Source organism: Bacillota bacterium, assembly GCA_023511455.1.
Lineage (GTDB): Bacteria > Armatimonadota > HRBIN16 > HRBIN16 > HRBIN16 > HRBIN16.
Genome location: JAIMBJ010000002.1, coordinates 133,049 through 157,012, shown reverse-complemented (window position 1 = coordinate 157,012; position 23,964 = coordinate 133,049). Strand labels below are relative to the sequence as shown.

Here is a 23,964-nt window from a genome sequence, read left to right as displayed (position 1 = left end):
CACTTGTTAAGACGCCAATGGATAGCGATAGGTTACTTCCCTATCAACTCCATTTTACCTCACCGCACATCTTTCCTGCTACGGATAAACTCCGTGACCGTCTCCCAGCCGGGAATGCCTGCCTGCCCGCCGTAGTGCATCGCCTTGAGTGCAGCGGTTGCCGACGCGACCCGGATGCGTTCCGGCAGAGACAGCCCCCTTGCCAGCGCGGCGGCATAAGCACCGTGGAACACGTCGCCACAGCCGGTGGTATCCACCACCGGCACGCGATAGGCTGGCTGATGCACGGGCTCCTCCATCCCCTCCCCCAGGTACCAGCATCCCTCTGAGCCGCAGGTTACCACCACCGTCTGCGCCGCGTTGCGACGGATACGCTTCACCGCTTCTGCGACCGTTGCACCGGGGGCGAACTGCTCTGCGAAATCGCGAGAGACAATCAGGTGCGTGGTGAGCTCCACCAGCTCCCTGAAGCCCTCTCCTCCCGCACGCTCCACATCGGCGACGATGGGTATACCCGCTTCCGCTGCGATGCGTGCTGCCCGCACCATCCCTGCTAACCCGTGGTGGTCGGCAAATAACACCCGTGTGCTGCGAATCACTTCGGCGGGAGGTGCGTCCGGAGCTGCGCCGGTTTTTGCGCCTCGCAGGAAGAAGATGTTTCGGGTGTGCGCTGTGGTGTCCACAATAATAACCGAGTGCACCGGTTGCGCATCGTCGCTCCACACCACATGCGTCAGGTCAATCCCCTCGCGGCGAAAAGTATCTACCACAAACTGCGATAACTCGTCGTGCCCCAGCATTCCCGCATACGCGCACCGTGCGCCCAATCGCGCGGCAGCAACAAGAGCGGTGCCTGTCAGCCCTCCTGCCTGCTTCTCGCGATGCAAGACCGGTGTCTTGGTATCGGGCGGCGGATAGTGCTCGACGTACAGCAGCTCATCCACTGCCAGCACGCCCAGACCCAGCACGTCGAAAGGTTTCTCCTCTACACACATCGGATTAGCCTCCCATCGTGTTTTGCGCCGAATGCAGGGCGTACTCCTGCCACAGGCAGTAGCGTGGCAGGATGAACGGCATGTCTGGCGAACGGGATGGAAACCATGTCGAGGAGCGAAGAACTTGTATGGATACTCGCATCGTGAAGCGCACAAGCGCTTTCTTCGCAGAGCCTCTGCGACGCAGGATACGCCAGAACGTGAGCCGTTTCGACTGGGCAGAAGAGACCGCCAGACGCCTCGTAGAGGCTGCCGAACCCTGGCGGCGGATGAGTGACGACGACCTGTGGGCGTTGATGTTTGGTCCCACTCTGCCGCGTTCGTGGATGGTCTGGTCCAACGGATACTGCCCCACGTGTAAACAGCCTGTCCCGATGTACGACTGGCTGATACAACCGTGGAAGCACCCGTGGAAGGTGCAGTGTCCACATTGCAAGATGCTGTTTCCCACCAACGACTTTGAGGCGTACTACCGCTCGGGGCTGGACGAGCATGGCGTTTTCGACCCGAAGCGTGCCGACCGCGCTCTGCTGTTCAACACCCAGCATCCCGACCCCAACGACCCCCTGCACCGCTTTGGCGTGGATGACGGCACGGGCTATGCGGAGGGCGAGAACCGCTGGCGGTTCATCGGCGCGTATCTGATTTACGAGCAGTGGAAGCAGCTGGTGGTGGCAGGTGTATTGAACCTGGCGTCCGCTTATCTCGTGACTGGAGAGGGAGTGTACGCGCGGAAGGCAGGCATCCTGCTCGACCGCATCGCCGACCTGTATCCTCAGTTCGACCATAAAACGCAGTCCGTGGTGTACGAGACCGTGCAGACCGACGGCTACGTTTCCACGTGGCACGATGCCTGCGAAGAGACGCGCCTGCTGGCGATAGCCTATGATGCCGTGTTCGATGCCCTGCGCGTGGATGCGGAGCTGTTACAGTTCCTCTCTGAGAAGGCAAAGCGGTTCAATCTGCCAAATCCCAAAGCCACCTTTGCCGACGTCCATCAGAACATCGAGCAGGGGTTGCTGTTAGACCCTCTGCGCAACGAACACAAGATTGCCAGCAATTTCCCCCGCACGCCCTTCGCGAAGATGGTATTGATGGCGGTGCAGAGCTACGAGCAAAACGCGGCGACCGTCCAGCAGATGCTAGATGAGACCCTGCAGAAGGCGACCGCCGTCGACGGTGTGACCGGCGAGAAAGGTCTGGCGAACTATTCGGCTTCGGGTGTGCGTGCCATTGCGCACATCGTCGGGCTGTTTGACCGCGTCTCCCCCAACCTGCTACCGCGGGCGGTAGAGCGGTTCCGCCTGCGCGACACGTTCCGATTCCATCTGGACACGTGGATTTTCGGGCGCTATTATCCGCTCATCGGCGATACAGGCATCATCGGGCAGCAGATAACCCAGTATTGTGGCGTCGATTTCCTGCGCCTGCCTGCACTGGGCACAGGCATCTTCGAACCCCATCCCCTGTTCAACCCGTCGCTATTCACCTTCTTCTGGAGGCTGTATGAGCTGACGGGAGACGTCGACTTTGTGCGCTTGCTGTATCAGGCTAACGGCAAGTCGGTAGATGGCTTGCCCCATGACCTGCTGGCGGATAACCCGGCGCGGTTCCAGCAGCGAGTGAAGCGGGTCATCGCTCAACACGGCACGACGTTCTCACAGAGTAGCGTCAACAAAAGCCAGTGGCACCTGGCGATTCTGCGTTCGGGGCGGGGGGAGCATGAGCGCGCCGTGTGGATAGACTACGACTCGGGCAACAGCCACGGACACCATGACGCGCTGAACGTGGGGATGTTCGCGTTCGGGCTCGACCTGATGGTGGACTTTGGCTACCCGCCCGTGCAATACGGCGGCTGGTATTCCGACAAGGTGCTGTGGTACTACTCCACCGCCGCGCACAACACGGTGGTCGTCGACGGTCAAAAACAGCGGGTGGAGGCGGGGAAAAGTACCCTGTGGGTGCCTGCCGAGCGTGTGCGGACGGTGAGGGTATGCGCGCCCGAAGTCTACGGTATTCGGCAGTATGAACGGACGCTGGTCATGGTGGACGTCTCCGAGAAAGACTTCTATGTACTGGACATCTTCCGCGTGGTCGGCGGCAGCACGCACGACAAGTTTGTGCACAGTACCTTCGGTCAGATACGCCTTCAGGAGGCGCGCCGCAACGCACCCAAACCCAAGGAATACGCCGATGCCGTGATGCGACAGTTTCAACGAATCCAGCGGCGCGACCCGAATGCTCCGTTGACAGTGGACTGGCAAGTGGAAGACCGCCGCGGCTACCGCTCCAGCGGGGAGAAGGTCACCTTGCGATGCATCGAACTGACGCCGGAGGCGGAGGCATACACCTGTGAGGGATGGGTCTCGGTGACGGGCTACACAGGTACAGAACAGGCGTGGATACCGCGCCTTCTCGTGCGGCGCAGGGGTGGAGCGACTCTGGCATCCACCTTCGTGGCGGTGCTGGTACCTTTCGAGGGCGAGACCTGTCCGGTGGCTGCTGTGCGTCGCTTGCCCCTGCTCGCCTCCAGCGGCGACCCGTATGCGGACAACCATGTGGCGGTAGAGGTGACCCTGCACGACGGCGAACGGCATCTGCTGGTGGCGATGGACGTGGAAGACCCGTTGCGCCGTCCGCCCAGTTTCCGCAGGCGCCGCCGCGTGAAGGTGCCCGAGTGGGGCGAACTGCCGTCGGTTCAGCTGCTGGTGCTGCAAACGAGAGGGGAAGGACGGATGAGGAACATGCCGCTGCTGGTGCCTCATGGATGAGGTGTTGACAAGATGTCGGTCGCGTGATACGATTCCACATGGATAGCACCTGTTACCGATACTCTTTTCTCTGCCCGTAAGCCATGAGCGAACGAGAGGAGGGGGACGCCATGAAAATGCTCATGATTGTGTGTGAGACGGGCATTGACTATCGTGTGGTCAAGGTGCTCGACGAGGTGCATGTGCCGGGCTATACCCGCTACTCCGGGGTGTCCGGTGTGGGAGAAACAGGGCGGCGGCTCGGCTCGCCCATCATGCCCGGTCAAAACACCGTCTTCCTCAGCGTGATGTCTGACGAACTCGCACAGCAGGTCACCGAGAAACTGAAGGAGCTGGTGGACAGTTTCGAAGAGCGACGCAAACCCGCGCTGCGGGTGTTCGCGATGCCAGCGGAAATCCTGCTGTAACATGTTGCTGAGACCACCTGGCGGCTCTTCCCATGCAGGAAGAGCCGCTTTTTGCATGGAATAGATAAATCAAGGAGGCGCAGGAATGAAGGTCATCCCGTCATCACAGATAGATTTTCAGCCGGTCGCTGCCGAAGGCGCACAGGAGGTCAAAGATGGCGCAAGAGGTTTCCCTTGCGGTGAAACTGGGCTATAAGCCCACCGACAAGTTACTCATCGTCAACGCGGACGATGTGGGCATGAGCTATGCCGCGAACCAGGCAACCATTCAGGGCATGGAGAAGGGGCTGATTACGACCGGTTCCATCATGGTTCCGTGCCCCTGGTTCCTGCAGATTGCCGAGTATGCTCGCACCCACCCGAAGGCGGATTTCGGCATCCACCTCACGCATACCAGCGAATGGAAGTACTATCGCTGGGGACCGGTGGGCGACCGATGCAAGCTCAGGGGTTTGATAGACCCACAGGGCTATCTGTGGAGCGACGTGCCGCAGGTGTACCAGCACGCGACCCCCGAGCAGGCGATGATCGAAGCTCGCGCCCAGATGAAGATGGCTATGGACAGCGGCATCGACATCACCCATCTCGATTCGCACATGGGCACGCTGCAGTACAGCGACAAGTACTTCTACGAAGTGTATGTGCCGCTGGCGAAGGAGTTCAACCTGCCCGTGCGCATGGGGTCGCAGGATCTGCTGGCGCAGTTCGGCTACCCCGATATGCGTCAGAAAGTGCTGGAGCAGGGCATCCTGTTCCCGGACTACCTGATTCACGGCGGGCGCAAGCCGGGCGAAAGTATCACGCAGTACTGGAAGCGCATGTTGCGGGAACTCAAGCCGGGCGTGACCGAGCTGTACATCCACCCAGCTCTGCCTACCGAGGAGATGCAGCACATCGCCGGCTCATGGAAAGACCGCGCGGAGGAGTTTCGCCTGTTCACTACTGACGCCGAAATCCGCCGCATCCTGAAGGAGCAGGACGTCAAGCTCATCGGGTGGCGGGTCATTCGCGACCTGCAGAGGAAGGGACGGGTGTAACCCGCCAGTGCGGCGCTACGCCAATGGTATCTGGCTGCGCATCAGGCAAGACGCTGAAGCCGTTCGGGAGCCAGATTTAAGAATTTTTTTCGCGTAAGAGCGCGGCAAACCCTTGACAGGCAGAGTGGAGATATGCTAATGTTTTGAATGCGGAAGGTGAAATCGGATGAAACGTGGCACCAAAGGCAACCGAGGTAAGACCGCGTTCCTCTTGCTAACCGTGCTATGGTTGGCGATGCAGGTGTTCGTACCTGCCTACCACCACCACACACACCCGTGCCACGCTTCTGACTCCACGCAAGCGTGCTGGCAAAACAATCAACACGATGAACATGAATGTCACATCTGCTCGCTGCACTACTCCCCGTCTTCGCCTGACGTTCAAGTCGCCGGTGTCGTTCTCCCCGAAGATACGGAGACTCTTTGTTTATGCGATACCCTCCTGACCCCTCTCAAGGTCGTTAGTAATCCCTCCGTTCGCGCTCCCCCGACGGCATAGCCTTTCTAAGCTCTGCTCATTTCATCAGCCCTTTAGTCGCTGCGTGGGGCGTTCGCCTCACTCGGCCGTACCAGTCAATCACAACATCACATTTCTGTAAGGAGGAAAGGATGAAAACACTGAAGCTGTGGGCAATCGCCCTGCTGGCGGTGCTGTGCGTCAGCGCTGCACGCGCCCAACATCATGACGTCTACTTCATAGGAGTCGACGGCTTAAGCACCATCGGCAGCGGTACCTACCGCGGCCTGTCGAACCCGAACTTTGGACGGCTAACCCTGTTGTTTGCCCACTACACGCCGGGAACGGAACACTATCACCCCATCGGCGCGTGGTCGTACAGCGGGCCAGCCAGTTCGCCTGCCGTCAACAACACGAACACGAACAACCGTCTGCCCGAGCTATACCAAAGACCCACCGGGCAGGAGTACATCTACATGCGCCCGGGTAGCGGCGCATTCGCCGGCTACTATCGCACCGGGCTGGATACCGATGAGTACAGCCAGCTGCTGATGCAGCCGACAGGGGTGCTGGCAGGTTCCACTGACCCGGCTATCCAGCGGTTGTATAACTCCTCTGGCGGACGCTGGACGGGAATGCTGGGAGACGCGCGCATCGGTCTGCGTCTGGTAGATATTACACCCGGCTTGCGCATCACCTTGCCCGACGGCACGCCCATCTTGACCAGCGTGGGCAGCGTGTACGAGATTGGGGCAGGCGATAACTTTGCCTTCCTGCCGGTGTTCTCCGTCGCGATGGGGTCGCCCGTGCAGGTCTACTCCGCCACCTTCCAGCTGATAGACCTCAACAACACGGCGGGGTATCGACCTCTGCGCGATTCGGGCGTCTTCCACTTCGACCTGTATCCGGTGCCTGAGCCGTCGACGGTGGCGGTGTTGGGCGCGGGATTACTTGGTCTGTGGCTGCGCCGCAGGAAGTAAAAAGCGTCAGCAAAGCCCAGCCCATCACTGGGCTGGGCGGCTTCTCTGGAGGTGTCCAATGAAAGCCCGATGGCTGTTAGCAACCTGTCTGACCGTATGGTTAGGGGCGCAAGCTGTTTGCGCTCAGCACGAGCTGGACATGCTTTTCGGGTATGAGAACAGCTATCTCACTATCATCCAACCAGAGGTACACCCCGTTCGCCAAATGGTAACGCCCCAGCAGGGCACTTTTCTGCTGGACGTGGGGATGGACTTCTTCGTGCCCGATGGATGGCTGGGTTTCATGTTGCAACGTTGCCGCGTGCAGAAGGTGTGGATATCTCCCGGCATCGTGGGTAACAAGTCGGGCATCGGAACCGTCTTCAGCGCGGGCAATACGCCAAACTATTTCGACCTGCCCTTCGGGGGGACGCCACACCATCACTTTGTTTTCGCTGCGTCGTCACCTGGCGTGTATGTTTTTGACCTGAAAGCCACTCGCGGTGTGGACTACCAGGCGAGACCGCTGCTCGATATGCCGTTTGTCTACCGCATCTACATGGTAGCCGGCAGCCCGAGCCGCCTCCACGGCAATGTGACGCCTTCGCCTTGGTATGTGGGTAGCCTGTATGACCTTTTCTTGCGGCTGCAGGTGCGCCGCGACGGCAATGTCGTCGCCAGCACGGAACAGCCCGTGAACCCGTGGGCAATATACCCGTATCTTGCAGGTTTCAACACGTCGGGCAACGTGCAGGTGGTTGCCAAACTGGATAAGCACCTCTCCGTGCGGGTGAGTCGTAACCTGTCTGGCTCTCAGCGGCAGGACTGGACTTTCGCCAAGCTAGGCGACACCAACGGTGATGACCTCATCGATAGCAACGACCTGCGGGATGTGGTGAACCACTTTGGCGGCGTCGCTTCTCATGGAGACCTGACAGGGGACGGTACGGTCAACCTCGACGACCTCTACCCCGTTCTGGTTTACTACGGACAGAGCGGGGAGGGCATGCGCTAAACCAACATCTATACGAAAGGAGGAAAATCGGATGAAACTGTATCGACTGTTCGGTCTGTTCATCGCTGTGCTCGCGCTGAGCGTGTGGGCATTCGCAGGTGAAGACGAGCATGAAGGCGACCTCTTGCTGGGATATGAGGGCGGAGTCCTGACGATTCTGTCCCCCGAACCGCTCACGCAAGAGCCGTACTGGCTGACGGTGAACATGGAGCCAACAGGGCTTGGCTTCTACGTGGTGGATATTGGGTTCGACTTCGCCCATGGAGACCACGACCACACCATCAGCCCGCTAAACGGCGATGAACCGATGCTCAAGCAGGTCACTATCCGCCAGCTGTTCGTCAGTTCTGAGCTGTTCGGGGTGGTGGAGGGTGATGACGCCCCCATCTTCGGTATCGGCACTGTGGGCGAGCTGACGCTGATGTATGACCCCGATGACCCGGAGTCCGTCCACAAGCATGTGGTTTTCGCTACGTCCGATTTTGCCCCGAAGCTGTGGCAGTTCCAGCTGGTCAACGGCATCGCCCACGACGGCACTGCGCTGGGCAACTCGCTGGTGTACACTATCAAGTTCAACCCGGTACCCGAGCCAGCCTCTTTAGCGGTGCTGGCAACCGGTACGGGACTGCTGCTGCTGAGCAGGAGGAGGCGATAGTTGAAAGTCGCTTACGTGTTCATCATGCCGCGCTCGGCGTCCTACAAGCTGGCGCAGATGATTCTGCCCCAGCTGGAGGCGGGCACACACGGCGTGGATGTCGTCGGCATGTTCTTCTTCGATGACAACACGTTCGTGCTGCGCAAGGGCGACCCCATCGGGGAGCGTCTGGCAAAGGTCGCGAAGGAGCGAAACATCTTGCTGATGATGTGCGACATGTGCGCTCTGGAGCGCAACCTGGCGAAAGGCAAACCTCGATGGTGCGACCCTGTCACAGGACAGGGGTTGCGTGAGCCTGCCGAGTGCCACGTCGTCGATACGGTCGAAGGAGTGCAGGTAGGCTGTTTCCCCGACCTGTATCAGGCACTGGCGAGTAATCCGCCCGATATGGTCATCTCGCTGTAACCTGGGCAGGGGGGCTACTTCCCCCCGCCCTTCTCCAAGGAGGTGGATAAGGATGCAGATGCAGCAACACAAGCAAGCCTTTACCCTGATAGAGTTGCTGGTGGTCATTGCGATTATCGCGATACTGGCAGCCATTCTGTTCCCAGTTTTCGCACAGGCGCGCGAAAAGGCACGACAATCTGCCTGTCTGAGCAACATGCGGCAGATGGGGCTGGCGGTCAACATGTATATACAGGACTACGACGAGCGATTCCCTCTGGATTCGCATACGGGTACCAACGCCCCGTGGGTGTGGGTGCGGTCACTGGAGCCGTACACCAAAACGAAGCTGCTTTACCGCTGTCCGTCGGACCCCAGCACCAACTGGACAAGGCCTCTGCCCGGCTTCCGAACGGTGCGTCAGACCAGCTATGTGACCAACTTCTGGATGCTGCCACGATTGGGCGTGGACGAGCTGACCACGAACTGTGCTGGCTACAATAGTCTGGCTTCAGTGGTTGCTCCTGCGCGAACCATCTACATCGCCGAAGCCAAGCCGAACGCCACCATTGACCACTATCATGCTGGCGCATGGCGCTGGCCCAACGATTGCGGTACTTTCTTCTTGCCCGAAGACGAGCTGGCAATGACCTGGCACCTGGGCGGAGCAAACTACACCTTCGTGGACGGTCATGCCAAATGGATGCGCTTCGAGCAGACCTGGACGCCGGATGGACGCATCGACCTGCACCATCCGGGACGCGAGTAGGGAGGTACTCCGATGCGAAACCGAGTTTGGATAGTTCTATCCTTGTCTTTGTGCCTGTGGCTGCCCGCGTGGGCACAGCCAACACTGTTTCTCGATGTGTCGCCGGCGGCAGTGGCGGACGCGACACCGACTCCGAACCTGCCAACCGCACCGGTATCTTCGCTGGAGGTTGAGCCGGGTGCGTTGGTGCGGCTGAGTGTGGGCTTCCGCTTCGTCCCACAGGGTGACGTCACGCGCTGGTATCTGTGCAGCGCATACCTGCGCATAGACCACCCGTACCTCCAGGCAGTGACGCCCAACCTCTCAGAGGTTGCTGAGAACGCTTTCTGGCATCCGCAGATTCAACAGCTGGGGCTAACCGCACAGACGCGAGCCGCTGTCTCGACACAGACACCTCCTCTCCGCGCCAATCTGTTGCGTCCCACAGACTCTGCCAGCAGCGTCGAGACTCCCTCTGGTGCAATCTGGGTAGTGCTTGCGCCGGGCGGCAGCACAGTGAACGAGCCTTTCTTCGTGGGACACGTCTACCTCAAGTTGGCGGAGAACGCGCCGGTGGGCACGGATATACCGATAACGGTGTATAGCCAGCCTGACAGCACCCGCACCAAACCCAACTCATTGCTGGTTACCGACGGTAGTACCCGCTACCATCGCTTTGGCGAAAACCTGCCCGTGCAGGTCGCACGCTTGCATGTTGCGGCCTCGCGAACCGAGCTGTTCGGGCAGGTTTCGCTCGAGGATTATCTGGCATCGCCCGCTGGAGTTCAGGTGGAGGTGCAGCTGCGTGAGCCAAGCTCCACCAGCCCTGCGGAACGCCACATGCTCACCCTCGACGAAAACGGAAGTTTTCGTTTGGAAACCTCTCTGCGAGGCACATACGATGTCTCCCTGAAGGCATCACACTGGCTACGCCGAACCCTGAGCGGTGTAAACCTGTCGGGCAGAGTGCGCCTCGCCGCGTCGTTGACCAACGGGGACGTCGATGGAGATAATGAGGTCACCCTGCTCGACTTCGGGCAGATGGTGGCGGCGTTTGGCAGTGTGTCGGGCGACTCGAACTGGGACGCCAACGCCGACCTCGATGGCGACGAGGAGGTGAACCTGTTCGACTTTGGCATACTGGTGCGCAACTTCGGTGCGATAGGAGATGACTAGCCTCCCTGCGAGCGGCTACGTAAGGCTTTCTGCGCATACTCCAACTCCTCCGCACCTACCAGCCTGGCGAGGGCAAGGTATAACCCACCGCTCGCCAGGCTGACCACTGCAATAGTGACCAAAGACACCAGCTTCGGGTGCCACTGTAGCAGGGTCAGTGTGGCAGACAGTCCGTGCCTGATAAAGTAACCAAGGGCTCCGGCGGCGAGGGTGGCAAGCACCACTTTCGCGAACGGCACCCACAGCTGGTGCACGGGTACCTGCACCTTCTTGCGCAGCGCGTACAGCATCCAGACCACATGCAGTATCGCGGCGATAGACCCCGCTAGTGCCAGCCCTTTGTGCGCCAGAGGACCCATCAGCCACCAGTTCAACGGCACGAACACCAGCGTGGTCAGCGTGCCGATGACCACCGGCGTCACCGTATCCTGCACCGCGTAGAACGCGCGGTTGAGTATCGCCTGACTGGAGAAGGCGAACAGACCGATGCAGTAGAACACCAGCGCCTCAGCGGTGATGCGCGTGTCGTACGGGGTGAACTTCTTGTATTGAAGAAGGATGGAAACGATGTCGGTGGAGAGTACCATCATCAGCACGGAAACCGGCACGGTGAGGAACCATAACGCCCGCAAGCCCTGCAGTAGGGTGCGGCGGAACGCTTCCATGTCGCCCCGCGCGGCCTGTGCGCTGAGCGTCGGAAACACCGCGATGCTGATAGCCTGCGCGAAAATGCCCAGTGGCGCCTGCATCTGTTTATTGGCGTTATCCAGCGCAGATACCGCCCCCGGCGGCAACAGCGAGGCGAAGGCGCGGTTAATCAACACAAACACCTGCGGCAAAGATAGCCCCAATATCACCGGCAGCACCAGCTTGCCGACCTTCACCACGCCGGGGTGTTTGAGGTCAAGGCTGAACGCATAGCGTACCCCCACCCGACGCAGGAAAGCCATCTGCAGCAACAGGTTACCCACAACCGCGCCTGCCAGCGCGCCCCACGATAGCCCGGCAACCCCCAGATGCCCTCCCAGCAACCAGCCTCCGATGATAATGCCCAGATTGTAAATGATGGGACCCAGCGCAGGAACCAGAAAATGCCCACGCACATACAGCGTTGCCATTATCAGACCACCCAAGAAGAAACAGATTTGCGCGGGCAGGACGATGCGCGTCAGTGAGGCGGTCATGTCCAGCTGCCACGGCTCAAAACCGGGCGCAATTAGCGGGACCAGCTGACGTGCGAAAACCTCGCCGATGAGCACCAAGCCCGTGACGACCAGCGTCATGAAGGTGGCTACCACCGAAAAGACCTTCCACGCCTCCTCTTCCTGACCGCGCGTGAGGTATTCGGTGAATACCGGTACGAAGGAGGAGGAAAGCGCGCCGCCCGCGATGAGGAAGAACAACAAATCGGGAATGGAGAACGCCGCCCGATACACGTCGGTATAGGCGTTCTGCCCGAACCACGCGGCGATGGCGGTGTCGCGCAGCTGCCCCAACACGCGGCTGACGAAAATCGCCACCATCATCACCGCCGCCGCCCGCGCCACCTTGTGGGTCTCTTGAGCCATGCTGAGCCTTATTGTACTGTGCCTTCCTGCCCGTGTCAAATGGATACGGAGTCGCTGAAGAGGGGGCGGCTGAATTGTTTACATCCCGCGCCAAAATGTGGTAGTATCGATACCAATCAGATAACCCGGACAGTGACGTAAGACCTGAGGTTCAATATGGCTCATCCCTCATCATCGGGCGCCGACGGCGAGAAACAGTCTCAGAAAGTGCATCCCTTTTGGGGAGCACTGGTTATCATGGCGGCGCTGGCGGTGATTTTTGTGATGGCGTACCCTTTCATTGCCAGTCGCCAAAGCGAGAATCTGCCGTTGCCCACTGCGGAGGAGACCGCCGTGAAGGTAGCGGACAGGATGGCACCTTTGTCCAGTGCAGAACGCGCCAGGCTGGCTCGCGAGCTGTTGCGCAGCCCCAACCCCCTCATACGCCTCGCCGCAGTGGAAGCGATAGAGGACTGGAAGGTGCGGGAAGCGTTTCCCTTGCTGGAAACCGCGATGGAAGACAACTACTCGTCGTTACGCCGACGCGCGATGGAATCTCTGTGGCGGATGGACAGGGAGAAGGGAATGCGCTTGTTACTGGCAGGACTGAAGGATGACGATGTAGATATTCGCCGCGCCGCTATCAGCCAGCTGCGCTTCGCCAACGAAAAGCGCTTCATCCCGGCGGTGATACCCTTGCTGGATGACAGGGACGCCACCGTGCGGTTCTTCGCGCTGGGAGTGTTGCGCAAGTTGACGGGAATGCCTTACTTCGCCAGAATCTCCGACCCGCCTGCGAAGCGGCAGGAAGTCATTCGCCAGTGGAAACAATGGTGGGCAAAGCAGCAGTCGCGCTGGGAAAAAGAAATACGTTGGGCAACTGTATCCCCTATCCACCCGACCCGTACGGACCCCGCCCCAGCTCTCCGAGTGACCACCATCGACGACTCCCGAAAACGTCTCACGGACTATCGGGGAAAGCTACTGTTGCTCCATTTTTACGGCACGTGGTGTGCCCCCTGCGAAGCCGAGATGCCCGAGCTGGTGCGCGTGCGGGAGGCGTTCCCCGAAAGCCAGCTGGCGATGTTAGGCATAGCGGTCAACGAAACACAGGGCGAACGTGCGGTGCGCGAGTGGGTCAAGAAGTTCAACCTCACTTATCCCCAGGCGCTGGCTACTCCAGCGATCGTCTCCGGATACTGGATACAGGGCGTGCCGGTCACCTACTTGATTGACGCGCAGGGGCGCATCCGTTATCGCTGGGACGGTGAACGCGACTTCGAAACTTTCCGGCGGGCAATTGTTCGCCTGCTGCAAGGCGAACCCTCCGGCAGGCTGACTAACGCCACAAACTGACCAGCCACACCAGCAGCGGCGCAACCACCAGTGCGGGCAGGAAGTTTGCCACCGGAATCTGGCGCAGATTCAGCAACCGAATGCCCAGCCCCAGCATCATCAAGCCGCCCGTGGAAACCATGGTGTTTTTCATCGGTTCGGTCAGCACGCTACCCACCCAGCCTGCCCCCAGTGTCAGCGCACCCTGTACCACCAGCACCGTGCCTGCCGAAAACAACACCCCCCAGCCCAGTGCGGCGGTGAAGAAGGCAGCCGAGACCCCATCCAGCAGGCTCTTCACCAGCAACAGGCTGTAGTCACCGCGCAAACCATCCTGAATGCATCCCATGATAGTCATCGGTCCAACGCAGAACAGGATACTGGTGCTGACGAACGCCTGACTGAAGGTGCTTCCGCCTTCGTTGCTAAAACGTCTCTGCAACGAGTTGCCGAGGGCGTCCAGCCTGCCTTCGATATCTAGTGCCTCGCCAATCATCGCGCCGATGAGCAGGCTTGCCAGCGGCAGCAGGGGGTTCTTCTCGCTGAGGCTCATCTGCACGCCAATCATCAGCGTCATCAAGCCGATGATTTGCATGGTGGTCTCGCGCAGGCGGGGCTTGAGGAAACGTCGCGCCGTCAAGCCCACGCCCGTGCCGATAACCACCGTGGCGGTGTTGATAAAGGTACCAATCATCCTGCGCTCGCGCCCTGCTCCTGTTCCAGCTCTTTGCGCAGCAGACGCTTCAGGATTTTGCCCGTGGCGGACTTGGGCAGCGATTCCCGGAATATCACGCGCCGGGGCACCTTGAAATTCGCCAGCCGCTCGCGGCAGTAGCGGATAATCTCCCGTTCGGTGGCTTCTGCACCGGGTTTGAGCACCACATAGGCGACCGGTTCCTCGCCGCGCAGTTCGTCGTATTCACCCACTACCGCTGCTTCTGCCACCGCCGGATGCGTGTGCAACACCTCTTCCACCTCGCGCGGGTAGACGTTCAGCCCGCCCACGATAATCATGTCCTTCTTGCGATCCACGATGTAGAAGTAGCCGTCCTCGTCTACCTTGCCGATGTCGCCCGTATGGTACCAGCCGCTGCGCATGGCTTCGGCGGTGGCTTCAGGCTGATTGTAGTAGCCTAGCATCACGTTCTCGCCGCGCACCACAATCTCGCCCAGCTCGCCGACCGGAACCTCGATATCGTTGTCGTCGAAGATTTTCATCTCGACGCCCGGAATCGGCAAGCCGATACTGCCCGGCTTGCGTACGCCCTTCAGCGGGTTCACCGCCGTCACCGGCGAGCACTCGGTGGGTCCGTCGCCTTCCAAAATCACCACATTGAATCGCTTCTCGAACGCTTCCATCACCGCGACGGGCATGGGTGCGCCGCCGGAGACGCACACGCGCAATGAAGACAAATCGTACTCGCGCGGTAGCGGGAAGTGCAGGATGGCGGCGAACATGGTGGGCACCGCGGGGAAGATGGTGCAGCGGTGCTTTTCGATGGCTTCCAGCGCGCCGTCGGGGCTGAACCGTTCCAGCAGGGTGCTGCTGCACCCGACATAGATGGACAGGTGCATACACACCGTGCCCGCGAAGGCGTGGAAGAGTGGAAGCACTGTCAAGAAGTTGTCCTGAGGCGACATTTCCAGCACCGGCACGCACGATTCGCAGTTGGCGATCAGGTTGCGGTGGCTGAGCATGCACCCTTTGGGAAAGCCAGTGGTGCCAGAGGTGTAGAGGAACACGGCGGGATGCTCGCGCGGGTTGAACTCGGGCGGAGTGGGCACGGGAGCCTGCTGCTGCCACAACGCATCGAAGGGCAAAAAGTCGGGAGCCTCACCACCCGCCATCAGCAGGTGCTGCAGAGAGGCTACCTGTGGCTTCACTGCGCGCAGGACATCGGCGAGGAGGGGGATGGTCACAGCCAGCTTGACGCCCGCATCGTTGTAGATGTAGCGCAGCTCATCGGGCTTGAGCAGGGGATTGGCAGGCACGGCGATTGCCCCAAGCGCCTGACAGGCGTAGTACGCCATCACAAACTGTGGCACGTTGGGCAACAGTATCGCCACGCGGTCGCCCTTCTCCACACCGAGCTCTTTGAACCCTTTAGCGACGCCGCTCACCGCGCCGAGCAGCTGCCCGTAAGAGATAGGCTTGTCACGGAAGATCAGTGCGGTCTGTTCAGGATTGCGCTGCGTGGTTTGTAAAAGCATTTCGAAGAGATTCATCGCCCTGTCACACCTCCTGCCACCTGATTTCGAGCAAGAGGATGCCTTTTCCTGCACGGCAGGAATCGCCAGCAAGAACGCGGAACGCTCTGGATAGCAAGAGTATCACGGATATTGGTCAGGGGGTAGACGCAGATGGTGTATGAACAGTGGGGTATAGGCATTGTGGGATTGGGCGGCATCGCCAACACGCACCTGACCGCCTATCGGAATCTGGGGCTGAAGGTAGTGGGCGGAGCCGACATTGACCCCGAGCGGGTGAAACTGATGCAGGCGAAGTGGGAATTGCCCATCGCGACTACCGATGTGGAGTCGCTGATTGCCCACCCCGAAGTGAGGATTGTGGATGTAGCGGCGCCCCATTTTCTGCACGTGCGCGAGCCGATTTTCCGCTGGGCAGCGAAGTATGGCAAAGCGTTGTTTGTGCAGAAGCCGCTGGAGCAGTACTACGAGAACGCACGTCAGCTGGTCGCCATTGCGGAGGAAGCGGGTATCCCGCTGATGGTGAACCAGAACTCGGTGTTCGTGCCTGGTTTTCGGGTGATGGAACGGTATCTGCGCGAGGGCATCATCGGCACGCCCTACTATTGCCAGATTGAGAACCGCAACTGGTTTGACCTGAGCGGGCACGTTTTTTACGGTAAACAAGAGCGATGGGTTCTCAGCGACATGGGTGTGCATCACCTCGCGCTGGTGGTGCACTGGTTTGGCAGCTGGCGCAGTGCATACGCCATCATGGGGCGCGACCCGTCGCAAACGGGCATCGTTGGCGATACGTGGAACGTGATGAACATCCGCTTCGAGAACGGCATGCAGGCGTGTATCATCAACAACTGGAGCTATCGCGGACACCTGCCTCGCCCGCACATGGTAGAGGAAGTAGTGATTCAGGGCGATAAAGGTGCGATTACCGGCACGAGCGAGGGGTTCGTCATTGTTACCGCCGAACCACCGGCGGAGCTGCGTCCCCGCTTTCAGGGCAAGTGGTCCCCTGACGCCTTTGGCAACGCGATGCTGCACTACATCCGCTCTCTGGACGAGGGCAAACCGTATCTGTGCAGCGGCAGGCATAACCTGCAGGTGGTCGCGCTGATTGAAGCAGGTTATCGCTCGGTGCAGGAAGGGCGTGAGATCACCCGTAAAGAGATAATGGGCGAAGATGCCTGAGAAACGACAGTGCGATGGAGGAGAAGATGAGCAAACTGCGTGTTCTGGTATGGGATGAGAATCCGCCGCACGCGCCCAAAGCCGTATATCCCAGCAGCATCAACGGCGCGGTGGCGGAAGGGTTGCGAGAACTGGACAAAGAGGGTGTGCTGGAGGTGCGCACCGCCAATCTGGACGAACCGGAACAGGGCTGCCCTGCCGACCTGCTGGCGAACACCGACGTGCTGATGTGGTGGGGACACGCCCGGCATGGCGAGGTGAAAGACGAGCTGGCAGCACGTGTTGCGCAGCGCGTTCAGCAAGAGGGCATGGGATTGGTCGCCCTGCACTCCGCGCACTATTCCAAGCCTTTCCGCGCGGTGTTGAACTGTACCGGTCACCTGAAGGGCGGCTGGCGCGAGAACGACCCGCCGGAAGACGAACACATCCGCGTGTGCGCTCCCTGGCACCCGATTGCGAAGGGTGTGGAGGACTTCGTGCTCAACGGCGAGGAGATGTATGGTGCGCCTTTTGATGTGCCGCCGCCGCTGGTGGTGGTATTGCAGTCCTACTTCCCGCTGGGCGGTGAGACCTTCCCCTCCGGCTTGTGCTGGACGGTGGGTAAAGGGATAGACCCGAACTTCACCTCGGGACCCGGCGGCGGTGTGGGGCAGGGCGAGGGTATTGGTCGCGTGTTCTATTTCCGCCCCGGGCATGAGACCATGCCCACCTACTTCCACCCTGTCGTGCGCCGCATTCTGTATAACGCCGTGCTCTGGGCGGGTAAGAAGGTGTAAACCAGTTTCCCTCACCCCCCTTCCCCTGTCGGGAAGGGGGGTGCGCACCTCTCTGAATGACAGGAAGAACAGGATGTCTCCCGCTACTTCTCCTTCAGCACTATCACCGTTAGCGAGTGTTTGGGGAAGGTATACCGGAACTGCGGAGCGACCCCTCTCAGCGTGCTTTCCACCGGCGCAACGCGCGTGGGGTTGTCCAGCGAGTTCTCGTCGTCCAGACTGTCGCTCGTTAACTGGATGACTTTCCCCGCAGGCTGTAGGGAGGGTACGCCCTGTAGGCGAATCTCGGACTCCACCGCCCGGTCGGAAACGTTCACCACTTTGAGAATGACCTCACGGGTTCGGTGGTTGCGGCTTGCCACCGTATACAGGACAGGTAGCGGTTTCTCCTCGAAGTCGTGTATCAGCTTGCCGTCCAGATAGCATCGAATGCGTGTACCCTGCACCTCGATGCGGATATCGTACCATCTCCCGGTTTCAATACTGCCGGGCACCTCGCTGCTCACGATGCTTTTGCCTCCGGCAATGCATTGTTCGACGGCGTGTTTGGAGTTACCCCATCCGCCAATGTTCCACCAGTACCAGTTATCATCATCGCGCACGCGGAACATGATGAGGAAGCCTTCCGCCCCGCCGAGCTTGCGCGCGCGCAGGCTCAGGGTGTAGTCCCTCCAGTAGGGGTCACCCGCCACCACGCGGCAATCGGTAGCCAATCCGTTCTGACGATAGGCACCGTCCACCACCTGCCAGTCGCCGCGCACCACGCGCCAGCCCGTCGCTCCCTGCGTGAAATCGGCGGCAAACAGGGTCTGTCCGTTGTGCGTCACTGTGACGTCTCGGTACTCCGCCTGCGTTTGCCAGGTTCCCACTCCTATCGCCCCACGCGATTCTGGAACCGCCATTGCGGGCGCGTCCATCTTCAGGGGCAAAACATGTGTGCCCCGATAGTGGCTGAACAGCTTCTGCACGTAGTAGGAAGGCGTGCCGTAGACGCGCGAGCTGTCGAAACCAATCAGGTCGGGGTTCCACTGGCGCGCGTTGACATTGACAAACAGCGGGGCGTAAGCCGCCATCACCACGATATCCCCGTTGCGTTCGATGCCGGTCATGAACGCGGCTTCACCAATCGCCGCGCGCAGGTTGCCCGTCCCGCAGTCCCGGGTGACCGCATACTCGCCCACGAAAATCTTGGGTCCCTTGCGGTCGTATCGGTCGTAGCGGTTCGCCTGCGAAATGAACCAGTCCGCGCTGGAATAGAAGTGTTCGTCCAGCACATCCATCGGGCGGCTACGCACGGGCGCGGTGGCGATGATTTGAATTTGCGGGAAGCGCGCCTTGATGGCGTCGTAGAAGCGGGCGTATCGCTCCTCGTATGCCGGTCCCCAGTTCTCGTTGCCCACCTCTACAAAGCGCAGAGGGAAAGGTTTGGGGTGCCCGTTCCTCGCCCGCAACGCGCCCCACTTGCTGCTGGGGGGTCCGATGGCGTATTCGATGGCGGCAAGAGCATCCTCTATCCACTCATCCAGCTGTTCCATTGGCGCGACGTCACCGTTGCGGTACTGGCACGCCATCCCGCAGTTAACCACCAGAATCGGCTCGGCGCCGAGGTCTTCGCTCATCTGCAGGTATTCGTGTAACCCCAAGCCCTGTGTGGTGGTATAACCCCATACACACCAGCGCGAGGGGCGTTCGGCGATGTCGCCCAGTGTATCTCGCCAGCGCAGGGCGTTCCTCATGCGGTCGCCTTCCACGAAACAGCCGCCGGGAAAGCGCAGGAACGACGGTTTGAGGTCTGCCAGCATCTGCGCCAGGTCTTTGCGCAGTCCGTTGGGGCGTCCCTTAAAGGTGTCCTCCGGCATCAGCGAAACCATGTCCAGCCACACAGCGCCCGGTGACTCGGCGGTGACGACCAGCCGCGCTTTGGGGTCTGTCGCACGTGAGGTCAGTGTTGCCGTGAATCGCTTCCAGTCCGTAGCGAGTCCACGCACCGTGTGCTGAGCGTACACCTGTCCGTTTGCTCCTTGCAGGTGGAAGGTCAAGCCACCCCGGAAACGTTCGTCCCTGCGAGCGTAAAAGGACAGGCGGTACCGCTTACCCCTTTGCACGGAGATGCCCCAGTAGCCCTCGTTGATGAGGCTGACCTTCGGCGTGCCCTCGTCGATCTCCCAGCGCAGGCTGCGCGTGTTACTGTCGTTAAGGGGGCGTGAAGTATCTATGGCGATGCGGGACTTACCAGGGCTGTCCTCAGCCAGTCTCCACGCCCGCGGCACCGTCGCGTCCTCGAAGGAGCGGTTGCGTACCAGTTCGGCATAGATTCCGCCATCGCCTGCGTGGTTAATCTCCTCAAAGAAGATGCCCCACAACACGGGACTGATGGGTGTGCCCGGTGCGGTGGCATCCACCTCCATTCTGGCGACCTGAGCCTGCGCGAGCGCACAGGATAAGCCAACCAGGGTTTTGGCAAGGATGAAAATTCTCGTGAACCACATCATGGATATCTACCCTCCTCCATGACCACTGCATTCAGGTCGAAGTCTGTGGCACGGTCGTGTCCCGTCATGCGCGCTGTTCGGATGGCGAACCTCCGGGTGAGCCGACCACACTCCACCTGCCTGCCCGCTGGAAGGAACAGCGACGCTTTTATGTCTTCGCTATGATGTTGGAAGACACCTTTCACAGGCTGATACGCGGGAAGGCGGAACCTTTTGGTCATCTTGCAGGTCAGCCTGTGCTTATGGTATACTGGGTTGCGCAAGCGTTTTGTACCTTGTCAAGTTGCAAGGGCGTACGCCACAGCCACACTCTGAGAAGCTCGGAGCCAATGAGAGACTTCCTGCCTGATGTTCTGGCAGTAGTGGGACCCACCGCGACCGGCAAGACGGAGGTGGGCATCCTGTTAGCGGAAGCGCTGGGCGGAGAGATTATCTCTGCGGACTGCATGGCGGTCTATCGCGGGATGGATATCGGTACCGCCAAGCCCACGCCAGAGCAGCAGCAGCGCGTGCGCTTCCACCTCATCGATGTCTGCAACCCTGACGAACCCTTCAGTGTAGCAAGGTTTCAGCAGATGGCACTGGAGGCGATTCGGCAGATACGGCAGCGTGGCTCGTTGCCACTGGTGGTTGGAGGCACGGGGCTGTATGTGAAGGCGCTGTTGGACGGCTTCCACATCCCGCCTGCTGCTGCAAACGAGACGCTGCGCCAGCAGTTGTGGCAGGAAGCAAAACGAGAGGGCAGTGCGGTCCTCCACGCGCGGCTGAAGGAGGTGGACCCGCTTGCGGCGTCGCGCATCCACCCGAACGATGCGGTGCGCATCATTCGCGCGCTGGAGGTCTATCAGCTCACGGGGCGTCCTATTTCCGAGTGGCAGCGTTGTCAGCCTCCTGCAGAGGTAGGCAGGGTGCGCCGCTTCGGTCTGACCATGCCTCGTGAACTGCTGTACCGGCGCATCAACGAGCGAGTGGAGCGGATGATTTCTCAGGGTTGGCTGGATGAGGTACGCCGCCTGCTGGAAGCGGGTTACGCTCCCAATCTGCCTGCGATGCGCTCGCTGGGCTATGGGGAGCTGGTGCAGGTGGTGCAGGGGCGATGGGAGCTTTCAGAAGCCATCGCGCGGATACAACGTGAAACAAGACGGTTTGCCAAGCGTCAATTAACATGGTTCCGCGCCGACAAGCAGATCGAATGGATAGACGCTTCGCAAGGTGCGGAAGAGACAGCGAGGCAAATACTGCACAGACTGCGAAGCGAGCAAGAACACACTTGATGGATTTTGGGATGGAGGGGAGCCCAAGACATGGCGAAGACTCAAATTAACTTGCAAGATGTTTTTTTAAACCAGGTGCGCAAAGAGAACATTGCCGTCACCATCTATCTGATTGGAGGCGTGCAACTACGCGGGTTGGTTCGCGGGTTCGATGCCTTTACGGTGTTGCTTGATAGCCCGGGCAAGCCCACTCAGCTGGTCTACAAACACGCGATTACCTCGGTGGTGCCTTCCAGACCGGTCTCTACGTATCGCCCACCGGATGCTGCAGCACGAGCGGTCAGCGCGCCCGCCGAAGGCACCGAGAGCACGGAGACGCCTTCCGAGACCGCCTGATCGGTGCGCCGGGAAGTTCAGCGGCAAAGGAGCGTCAAATACAGGGCAATCCCCCTGGCACAGCAAGGGGGGATTGCTTTGCGGATTCTCGTGACCGAACACGGAAGTCTACGGAACAGGAGGTTTTGGGGAGCGCAAAGTGCAGTTTACCAAGATGCATGGCATCGGCAACGACTTCGTGGTGCTGGACTGCCTGAAGTCGGAAATTGCCGAGCAGAGTTTGCCTGAACTGGCGCGCCGCCTGTGCGACCGAAGGTTCGGGATAGGCGCGGACGGGCTGATTCTGGTATTGCCCTCGCGGGTGGCGCACCTGCGGATGCGCATGTTTAACCCCGACGGCAGTGAGGCGGAGATGTGCGGAAACGGTATCCGTTGCTTCGCCAAATATGCCTACGACCGCAAGCACGTCACCAGCACGCAGATGAACGTGGAAACGCTGGCTGGCGTGAAGTCCCTGAAACTCAGCACGCAGGGCGGCAAAGTCGTCTCCGTCACCGTAGACATGGGCTTACCCCGCCTGGCGCCGGAGGAGATACCGGTGCGCGTGGAGGGGATGGAGAGCGTGATCGGGTATCCTCTGCGTGTAGCAGGCAGGAAACTGGAGTTCACCGCTGTCTCGATGGGCAACCCGCACGCGGTCATCTTCCTGGGCAACGTTGCTTCCTTCCCCGTAGAGAAAGTGGGTCCCGAGATCGAGAACCACAAGCTGTTTCCCAAACGCACGAACGTACAGTTCGTTCAGGTGGTGAACCCGCGTGAAATCGTCGTGCGGACATGGGAGCGAGGCGCCGGCATCACACTGGCTTGTGGCACGGGGGCGTGCGCGTCGGTGGTAGCCGGCGCGCTGAATAAGCTCACCGGGCGCGAGGTGCTGGTGCACCTGCCCGGGGGAGATTTACAGATCGAGTGGCTGGGCGATGGGCGTGTGCTGATGACAGGACCGGCCACCGAAGTGTTCGTGGGAGAGATAGAAGTCTGAATCGAAGGAGGAGAGAGGTTTGCCTGCACGTGCATCTCGTCTGGACAAAACCCCACCCTATCTGTTTGGCGAAATCGCAAAGCTGAAGGCGAAGGCGCTGGCAGAAGGGCGCGATTTAATCGATTTCGGCATCGGTGATCCCGACCAGCCGACGCCGCGCGATATTATCGACCACCTGTATGAGGCGGCACAAGACCCCGCCACCCACCGTTATGACGAAACACCGTACGGCGACCCGTTCTTCTTGCAGGCGGTGGCGGAGTGGTATCGGCGTCGCTATGGCGTGTCGGTGGACACCGAAGGCGAAATCCTGCTGCTCATCGGTTCCAAGGAGGGGTTAGCCCATCTAGCATGGGCATACATCGACCCGGGCGACATCGCGCTGGTTCCCGACCCCGCTTACACCGTGTATGCTATCAACACGCGCATGGCGGGCGGCGAGGTGTACACCATGCCACTCCAGCGTGAGAACGGGTTCCTGCCCGACTTGTCGGCAATCCCGTCCGACGTCGCGCGGCGGGCGAAGCTGCTGTTCCTGAACTATCCGAATAATCCCACAGGCGCGGTCGCCACGCAGGAGTTCTATCGGCAGGCGGTGGAGTTCGCCCGCGAGTACGACATCCTGCTGGTGAACGATGCGGCCTACTCCGAGGTGGTATACGAGGGGTATCGTCACCCGAGCCTGCTGCAGGTAGAGGGCGCGAAGGACGTCGCGATAGAGTTTAACTCGCTGTCCAAGATGTTCAACATGACAGGGTGGCGCATCGGTTTTGCGGCGGGCAACCGCGACGCCATCGCCAACCTGAACAAGATGAAATCCTACGTGGACAGCAAGCAGTTCGCCGCGATATCACGCACTGCCGCATACGCCCTGCTTTATGCCGACAACACCCGCACGTTGAACCTCTACCAGAAGCGGCGGGACATTCTGGTGGAAGGACTTCAGTCCATCGGGTGGGATGTGCCGAAACCCAAAGCCACGTTCTACGTATGGGTTCCAACGCCCGGCGGCATGTCCTCCATCGAGTTCGCCAAGCAGTTGCTGGAACAAGCGGGCATTCTGGCGATACCGGGTATCGGCTATGGTGAACATGGCGAGGGCTACGTGCGCTTCTCCATCACCGTCAGCGGCGACCATCATGGCGAGCGGGTGGAAGAAGCGGTGAGGCGGATACGAGAACGTTTCGGCCGGTAGCGTAATGGAGCGGCTTGGCGGGAGCCTCTCTCC

Annotated in this window: 21 protein-coding genes; 16 read left to right on the top strand and 5 right to left on the bottom strand. The window is 60.2% G+C overall.

Annotated elements, in window-relative coordinates; all coding sequences use genetic code 11:
- Window positions 1-59: 59 nt before the first annotated feature.
- Entirely contained in the window at window positions 60-995 is a 936-nt protein-coding gene (locus tag K6U75_01970; protein ID MCL6473811.1) for a hypothetical protein, read from the bottom strand.
- Window positions 996-1,123: 128 nt separating this feature from the next.
- On the opposite strand from K6U75_01970, the gene K6U75_01965 reads away from it, so the two are divergent.
- The 9 genes from K6U75_01965 to K6U75_01925 all read left to right on the top strand — a co-directional run bounded on the left by K6U75_01965 (window position 1,124) and on the right by K6U75_01925 (window position 10,604).
- Window positions 1,124-3,766 carry a heparinase II/III-family protein gene (locus K6U75_01965; GenBank protein MCL6473810.1) on the top strand — a complete coding sequence of 881 codons (2,643 nt, stop codon included), beginning with the start codon at window positions 1,124-1,126 and terminating at the stop codon, window positions 3,764-3,766.
- A 110-nt stretch (window positions 3,767-3,876) separates the two neighbouring features.
- Window positions 3,877-4,173 (top strand): hypothetical protein, encoded by a 297-nt coding sequence (locus K6U75_01960; protein MCL6473809.1) that lies wholly within the window; start codon window positions 3,877-3,879, stop codon window positions 4,171-4,173.
- Between the two features lie 155 nt (window positions 4,174-4,328).
- The gene (locus K6U75_01955; GenBank protein MCL6473808.1) at window positions 4,329-5,210 is read left to right on the top strand and encodes a polysaccharide deacetylase family protein; all 882 of its coding nucleotides are present in this window, start codon (window positions 4,329-4,331) and stop codon (window positions 5,208-5,210) included.
- 609 nt (window positions 5,211-5,819) lie between these two features.
- Window positions 5,820-6,647, top strand: a complete 828-nt coding sequence (locus K6U75_01950; protein ID MCL6473807.1) for an all3515 family Zur-repressed PEP-CTERM protein — start codon at window positions 5,820-5,822, stop codon at window positions 6,645-6,647.
- Window positions 6,648-6,705: 58 nt separating this feature from the next.
- Complete coding sequence (locus K6U75_01945) at window positions 6,706-7,641, top strand: hypothetical protein (protein ID MCL6473806.1); 936 nt, start codon at window positions 6,706-6,708, stop codon at window positions 7,639-7,641.
- Between the two features lie 31 nt (window positions 7,642-7,672).
- Window positions 7,673-8,296 carry a PEP-CTERM sorting domain-containing protein gene (locus K6U75_01940; protein ID MCL6473805.1) on the top strand — a complete coding sequence of 208 codons (624 nt, stop codon included), beginning with the start codon at window positions 7,673-7,675 and terminating at the stop codon, window positions 8,294-8,296.
- Window positions 8,297-8,701: a DsrE family protein gene (locus tag K6U75_01935; GenBank protein ID MCL6473804.1), complete on the top strand. Its 405-nt coding sequence runs from the start codon at window positions 8,297-8,299 to the stop codon at window positions 8,699-8,701. It abuts the gene before it with no gap.
- 52 nt (window positions 8,702-8,753) lie between these two features.
- A complete protein-coding gene (locus tag K6U75_01930) occupies window positions 8,754-9,449 on the top strand; it encodes a DUF1559 domain-containing protein (GenBank protein ID MCL6473803.1) in 696 nt (231 codons plus the stop codon).
- A 12-nt stretch (window positions 9,450-9,461) separates the two neighbouring features.
- The gene (locus K6U75_01925; protein MCL6473802.1) at window positions 9,462-10,604 is read left to right on the top strand and encodes a hypothetical protein; all 1,143 of its coding nucleotides are present in this window, start codon (window positions 9,462-9,464) and stop codon (window positions 10,602-10,604) included.
- Here the strand turns inward: K6U75_01925 and murJ are convergent.
- Window positions 10,601-12,172, bottom strand: coding sequence for a murein biosynthesis integral membrane protein MurJ (murJ, locus tag K6U75_01920; GenBank protein MCL6473801.1), 1,572 nt, complete (start codon window positions 12,170-12,172; stop codon window positions 10,601-10,603). The two genes, K6U75_01925 and murJ, sit on opposite strands and share 4 nt — an antisense overlap.
- A 156-nt stretch (window positions 12,173-12,328) precedes the next feature.
- Here murJ and K6U75_01915 point away from each other — a divergent pair, with 156 nt between their 5' ends.
- Entirely contained in the window at window positions 12,329-13,507 is a 1,179-nt protein-coding gene (locus K6U75_01915) for a HEAT repeat domain-containing protein (protein ID MCL6473800.1), read from the top strand.
- On the opposite strand, the gene K6U75_01910 is transcribed toward K6U75_01915, so the two are convergent.
- Window positions 13,491-14,180 (bottom strand): DUF554 domain-containing protein, encoded by a 690-nt coding sequence (locus K6U75_01910; protein ID MCL6473799.1) that lies wholly within the window; start codon window positions 14,178-14,180, stop codon window positions 13,491-13,493. The genes K6U75_01915 and K6U75_01910 overlap by 17 nt on opposite strands.
- The gene (locus tag K6U75_01905; GenBank protein ID MCL6473798.1) at window positions 14,177-15,712 is read right to left on the bottom strand and encodes a long-chain fatty acid--CoA ligase; all 1,536 of its coding nucleotides are present in this window, start codon (window positions 15,710-15,712) and stop codon (window positions 14,177-14,179) included. The genes K6U75_01910 and K6U75_01905 overlap by 4 nt, the downstream gene beginning before the upstream one ends.
- Before the next feature lie 135 nt (window positions 15,713-15,847).
- On the opposite strand from K6U75_01905, the gene K6U75_01900 reads away from it, so the two are divergent.
- A complete protein-coding gene (locus K6U75_01900; GenBank protein MCL6473797.1) occupies window positions 15,848-16,879 on the top strand; it encodes a Gfo/Idh/MocA family oxidoreductase in 1,032 nt (343 codons plus the stop codon).
- 26 nt (window positions 16,880-16,905) lie between these two features.
- A complete protein-coding gene (locus K6U75_01895; protein MCL6473796.1) occupies window positions 16,906-17,655 on the top strand; it encodes a ThuA domain-containing protein in 750 nt (249 codons plus the stop codon).
- 83 nt (window positions 17,656-17,738) lie between these two features.
- Here K6U75_01895 and K6U75_01890 read toward each other — a convergent pair whose 3' ends face one another.
- Window positions 17,739-20,147, bottom strand: a complete 2,409-nt coding sequence (locus K6U75_01890; protein ID MCL6473795.1) for a carbohydrate binding domain-containing protein — start codon at window positions 20,145-20,147, stop codon at window positions 17,739-17,741.
- A 329-nt stretch (window positions 20,148-20,476) separates the two neighbouring features.
- On the opposite strand from K6U75_01890, the gene miaA reads away from it, so the two are divergent.
- The 4 genes from miaA (at window position 20,477) to K6U75_01870 (ending at window position 23,931) form a co-directional block, all read left to right on the top strand.
- Entirely contained in the window at window positions 20,477-21,421 is a 945-nt protein-coding gene (gene miaA / locus K6U75_01885; protein MCL6473794.1) for a tRNA (adenosine(37)-N6)-dimethylallyltransferase MiaA, read from the top strand.
- A 30-nt stretch (window positions 21,422-21,451) separates the two neighbouring features.
- Window positions 21,452-21,757: an RNA chaperone Hfq gene (gene hfq / locus K6U75_01880; GenBank protein ID MCL6473793.1), complete on the top strand. Its 306-nt coding sequence runs from the start codon at window positions 21,452-21,454 to the stop codon at window positions 21,755-21,757.
- 154 nt (window positions 21,758-21,911) lie between these two features.
- Window positions 21,912-22,736, top strand: coding sequence for a diaminopimelate epimerase (gene dapF, locus K6U75_01875; GenBank protein ID MCL6473792.1), 825 nt, complete (start codon window positions 21,912-21,914; stop codon window positions 22,734-22,736).
- A 19-nt stretch (window positions 22,737-22,755) separates the two neighbouring features.
- Window positions 22,756-23,931 (top strand): LL-diaminopimelate aminotransferase, encoded by a 1,176-nt coding sequence (locus tag K6U75_01870; protein ID MCL6473791.1) that lies wholly within the window; start codon window positions 22,756-22,758, stop codon window positions 23,929-23,931.
- Window positions 23,932-23,964 lie beyond the last annotated feature (33 nt).

Excerpts from the sequence above, each read along its gene's own strand:
- K6U75_01970 (MCL6473811.1), bottom strand. The coding sequence starts at position 995 with ATGTGTGTAGAGGAGAAACCTTTCGACGTGCTGGGTCTGGGCGTGCTG.
- K6U75_01965 (MCL6473810.1), top strand. The coding sequence starts at position 1,124 with ATGGATACTCGCATCGTGAAGCGCACAAGCGCTTTCTTCGCAGAGCCT.
- K6U75_01960 (MCL6473809.1), top strand. The coding sequence starts at position 3,877 with ATGAAAATGCTCATGATTGTGTGTGAGACGGGCATTGACTATCGTGTG.
- K6U75_01955 (MCL6473808.1), top strand. The coding sequence starts at position 4,329 with ATGGCGCAAGAGGTTTCCCTTGCGGTGAAACTGGGCTATAAGCCCACC.
- K6U75_01950 (MCL6473807.1), top strand. The coding sequence starts at position 5,820 with ATGAAAACACTGAAGCTGTGGGCAATCGCCCTGCTGGCGGTGCTGTGC.
- K6U75_01945 (MCL6473806.1), top strand. The coding sequence starts at position 6,706 with ATGAAAGCCCGATGGCTGTTAGCAACCTGTCTGACCGTATGGTTAGGG.
- K6U75_01940 (MCL6473805.1), top strand. The coding sequence starts at position 7,673 with ATGAAACTGTATCGACTGTTCGGTCTGTTCATCGCTGTGCTCGCGCTG.
- K6U75_01930 (MCL6473803.1), top strand. The coding sequence starts at position 8,754 with ATGCAGATGCAGCAACACAAGCAAGCCTTTACCCTGATAGAGTTGCTG.
- K6U75_01925 (MCL6473802.1), top strand. The coding sequence starts at position 9,462 with ATGCGAAACCGAGTTTGGATAGTTCTATCCTTGTCTTTGTGCCTGTGG.
- murJ (MCL6473801.1), bottom strand. The coding sequence starts at position 12,172 with ATGGCTCAAGAGACCCACAAGGTGGCGCGGGCGGCGGCGGTGATGATG.
- K6U75_01915 (MCL6473800.1), top strand. The coding sequence starts at position 12,329 with ATGGCTCATCCCTCATCATCGGGCGCCGACGGCGAGAAACAGTCTCAG.
- K6U75_01910 (MCL6473799.1), bottom strand. The coding sequence starts at position 14,180 with ATGATTGGTACCTTTATCAACACCGCCACGGTGGTTATCGGCACGGGC.
- K6U75_01905 (MCL6473798.1), bottom strand. The coding sequence starts at position 15,712 with ATGAATCTCTTCGAAATGCTTTTACAAACCACGCAGCGCAATCCTGAA.
- K6U75_01900 (MCL6473797.1), top strand. The coding sequence starts at position 15,848 with ATGGTGTATGAACAGTGGGGTATAGGCATTGTGGGATTGGGCGGCATC.
- K6U75_01895 (MCL6473796.1), top strand. The coding sequence starts at position 16,906 with ATGAGCAAACTGCGTGTTCTGGTATGGGATGAGAATCCGCCGCACGCG.
- K6U75_01890 (MCL6473795.1), bottom strand. The coding sequence starts at position 20,147 with ATGATGTGGTTCACGAGAATTTTCATCCTTGCCAAAACCCTGGTTGGC.
- miaA (MCL6473794.1), top strand. The coding sequence starts at position 20,477 with ATGAGAGACTTCCTGCCTGATGTTCTGGCAGTAGTGGGACCCACCGCG.
- hfq (MCL6473793.1), top strand. The coding sequence starts at position 21,452 with ATGGCGAAGACTCAAATTAACTTGCAAGATGTTTTTTTAAACCAGGTG.
- dapF (MCL6473792.1), top strand. The coding sequence starts at position 21,912 with ATGCATGGCATCGGCAACGACTTCGTGGTGCTGGACTGCCTGAAGTCG.